Source organism: Microcystis sp. M165S2, assembly GCF_020245885.1.
Classification (GTDB): domain Bacteria; phylum Cyanobacteriota; class Cyanobacteriia; order Cyanobacteriales; family Microcystaceae; genus Microcystis.
Window position 1 is genome coordinate 1 of the sequence record NZ_JADBTZ010000453.1, and the last position, 3,078, is coordinate 3,078.

Annotated in this window: 6 protein-coding genes; all 6 read right to left on the bottom strand. The window is 42.4% G+C overall.

Annotated features, from left to right (window positions below; all coding sequences use genetic code 11):
* Positions 1 to 224: 224 nt before the first annotated feature.
* Complete coding sequence (locus IM479_RS22195; RefSeq protein ID WP_002780471.1) at positions 225 to 728, bottom strand: NAD(P)H-quinone oxidoreductase subunit J; 504 nt, start codon at positions 726 to 728, stop codon at positions 225 to 227.
* The gene (gene ndhK / locus IM479_RS22200) at positions 729 to 1,472 is read right to left on the bottom strand and encodes a photosynthetic/respiratory NAD(P)H-quinone oxidoreductase subunit K (protein ID WP_002760976.1); all 744 of its coding nucleotides are present in this window, start codon (positions 1,470 to 1,472) and stop codon (positions 729 to 731) included. It lies immediately after the preceding gene.
* A 47-nt stretch (positions 1,473 to 1,519) separates the two neighbouring features.
* Positions 1,520 to 1,882 (bottom strand): photosynthetic/respiratory NAD(P)H-quinone oxidoreductase subunit C, encoded by a 363-nt coding sequence (ndhC, locus tag IM479_RS22205; protein ID WP_002739390.1) that lies wholly within the window; start codon positions 1,880 to 1,882, stop codon positions 1,520 to 1,522.
* Between the two features lie 362 nt (positions 1,883 to 2,244).
* Entirely contained in the window at positions 2,245 to 2,460 is a 216-nt protein-coding gene (locus IM479_RS22210) for a DUF5615 family PIN-like protein (RefSeq protein ID WP_502856787.1), read from the bottom strand.
* Positions 2,451 to 2,699, bottom strand: coding sequence for a DUF433 domain-containing protein (locus tag IM479_RS22215; RefSeq protein ID WP_287684093.1), 249 nt, complete (start codon positions 2,697 to 2,699; stop codon positions 2,451 to 2,453). The genes IM479_RS22210 and IM479_RS22215 overlap by 10 nt, the downstream gene beginning before the upstream one ends.
* Positions 2,700 to 2,966: 267 nt before the next feature.
* The coding region (locus IM479_RS22220) for a transposase (protein WP_071784045.1) at positions 2,967 to 3,078 on the bottom strand (112 nt) is incomplete at its 5' end.

The window sequence follows — 3,078 nt, forward strand, 5'->3', positions numbered from 1 at the left end:
GCACTTTTTCTCGGTCAATGATGACAATAAGTTATAGCTTAGAAGCTAATCAACAACTAAAGCTTATGCTTGTAGCTAAGTGAAATCATTGATTAAGAGACCTGTGCTTTTCAATAACTTTTTCAGCAGACCCTAAATAGTCAATAGCTTATCTTGTCCCTAAATCTCAAAAAAATCGGGCTAGAAATATCTTCTAACCCGATATTACTGATTAAATTCTCGACTTAGTAAGCGTCCTGTAGTTCGTAGAATTCGGGAGAAACGTAATCTTTGCGTAGGGGCCAACCGACCCAATCTTCCGGCATTAAAATCCGTTTCAGGTGGGGATGTCCTTCATAAATAATGCCGAACATATCATAACTTTCTCGTTCTTGCCAGTCAGCTGCTTTCCAAATCCAGTAAACCGAGGCAACCCTGGGATTATCTCTGGGAAGAAAGACTTTTAAGCGCACTTCCACGGGACTATCGACATTATCGGTTACTTTGACTAGATGATAGAAACTAACTAATTCTTTCCCCGGTCCCAAATCGTAAGCACCCTGACATTGGAGATAATTAAAACCATAAGCGTATAAAGCAGTGGCCAGAGGAATTAAAAAGTCTGCTTCTACTTTAATCAATTCCACACCACTATGGTCAGCTTCTAAAGCTTGATGCTCAAAACCATTTTCGCTTAACCAAATCGAAGTGGGGCCAGCTTGCACAATAGCTGTCGTTTCTTCAGTCATTTAGATTTCTTCCTTTTGTTTCGTGGTCAAAAGAGCGGGGGGAACAGGCATACCGGTGGCTTCTAGTAACTCTTTCGGAGGTGCTTGACGGGTGGCCGATTGCAGATATTTACCCGTAAGAATCGGTTCCGTGGCCTGCATTTTGTGGGTGGTGCTGTAATAACGATTGGTTTGCTGGAGGACAGTCCCGCGTTCTTGAATAGATTCGTTAGCGACTTTTTTCCGTAGTTTAATAATCGCGTCGATAATCGCTTCCGGACGGGGGGGACAACCGGGTATATAGACATCCACGGGGATAAGTTTATCTACCCCTCTAACTGCGGTGGTGGAGTCACTGCTGAACATTCCCCCCGTAATCGTACAGGCACCCATGGCGATAACGTATTTAGGTTCCGGCATTTCTTCATACAGACGCACCAAAGCGGGGGCCATTTTCATGGTGATTGTACCGGCAGTGATGATTAAATCGGCTTGCCGGGGACTAGAACGGGGAACTAAACCAAAGCGATCGAAATCAAAACGGGAACCAATCAAGGCTGCGAACTCGATAAAACAGCAAGCTGTACCGTATAGCATCGGCCAAAGACTTGACAAACGCGCCCAGTTATACAGGTCATCAACGGTGGTAAGGATGACATTTTCCGATAAATCCTGGGTAACTTTAGTGCGTTCGATGGGATTGAGGATTTTTTCGCTTTGTTGTTCGATAATTTGCTTAAATTCGCTGGTAGGGTTGGGACTCATCGGGTTATCCTCTCATGAAAAGTCAAAAATAAGGAAAATTATGGCTGTTATGACCATTCTAAGGCTCCTTTCCGCCAAGCATAGACGAGAGCAACCACAAGGATAGCAATAAAGATCAGTGCTTCTACAAAAGCTAATAGGCCCAATTGATTGAAAGCTACTGCCCAAGGGTAGAGAAAGACGGTTTCCACGTCAAAAACCACGAAAACGAGGGCAAACATATAATAACGAATGTTAAACTGAATCCAAGCACCGCCGATCGGTTCCATCCCCGATTCATAAGTGGTGCGTCTTTCCGGACCACCACCACTAGGCCGCAGGACTTTGGAGGCCGTTAGGGATAGGATTGGTACTAAACTGCAAGCGAGCAGAAATCCTAGAAAATACTCGTAACCTTTGAGGACAAACACTGGTTTTTTTTTCTCCTTATTCGCTATCGACAGGGGAAGTTGTCGGCATCTCTATGGCTACTTATTATAGAGGCTTTAGCAACCCGTCTCCTTCTCAAAAGCAGCATTGAAGATGTTTATCTAGATTGCTCGTTAAGATTGTACGGGAGTGCTGGAGTTGCCAGTTCGAGCATTTGTACTAAAATTTCCGATAGGCAGTCTAAATTAGGAGCCGACCAAAGCAGCGATCGCACTAAGAGGAGAGGGTCTGGTATGGGGATAAATGTAAAAATTTATTAAATTATAGCGTATGATACAGTCTGGTGGGGGGTAGAGTGCATATTGGTCACTATCTGCAACTAAACAGGAGAGTAAAGCCATGCCTACTTACTACGGCACAAATTTCGCAAACTCCTACAACTATACGGGAAGTGAACAACTTTATGCCTATTTTCTCTTTTTGCTTTGGCAAGAATTTCCTGATCAAATAAAGTTTGTAAGCCTTCATCTCGAAGATGAACGACATCATAACCTTGTTCTCTTAACCATGAGACTGTACGCAGAGAAATCCCCATATCGGCGATAAACTCTATCTCCATTGCTCGATTAATTCAAAATAATGAACTTGTTCTCTGGCTAACCAAGAAGCATATAATAAACATTGGTGAATATCTTCTCTTTCTAGGTCAGGGTATTCCTCTAATATTTCCTCTATCGGCTTTTCGTTAGCAAGTAGATTAAGAATTAAAGAAACAGGAATACGCATTCCTCGAATACAGGCTTGACCTGCCATAATTTTGGAGCTAAAAGTAATTCGGTCTAATTGTTTTAAGGTCATATAGTTTCAGGAAATATGAAGATGATACTTGTGGTAATTTTATTATAGCTAATTCTATAGTTGCGAGTGGAAGTGGGAAATTACTCCTTCAGTGAGGGTGCAAAGCTTGTCTCCAACCCCATAGGGAAGATTAGGCAATGGTGAGGTTTTAAGTTGGGTGGTGATTCGGTAGTAGTGATGGCGGCTTAATCCTTTGCTTTGCTGTGCATTGTAGTCATGGATAAAATACCAAAGGGTTCCCGGCTCTTCGTTACTCTTTATGCTAAATCAACAGACAAGATGCCAAGATAACATACTTCTAACCCAAAAATTCCGAAAGTTTCTAAAGCCATAGCCTCTTCGTTTTATTAGTTTAAGTTTATTGTTGATTCCCTCGACC

Excerpts from the sequence above, each read along its gene's own strand:
- IM479_RS22195 (WP_002780471.1), bottom strand. The coding sequence starts at position 728 with ATGACTGAAGAAACGACAGCTATTGTGCAAGCTGGCCCCACTTCGATT.
- IM479_RS22215 (WP_287684093.1), bottom strand. The coding sequence starts at position 2,699 with ATGACCTTAAAACAATTAGACCGAATTACTTTTAGCTCCAAAATTATG.
- ndhK (WP_002760976.1), bottom strand. The coding sequence starts at position 1,472 with ATGAGTCCCAACCCTACCAGCGAATTTAAGCAAATTATCGAACAACAA.
- IM479_RS22210 (WP_502856787.1), bottom strand. The coding sequence starts at position 2,460 with ATGGAGATAGAGTTTATCGCCGATATGGGGATTTCTCTGCGTACAGTC.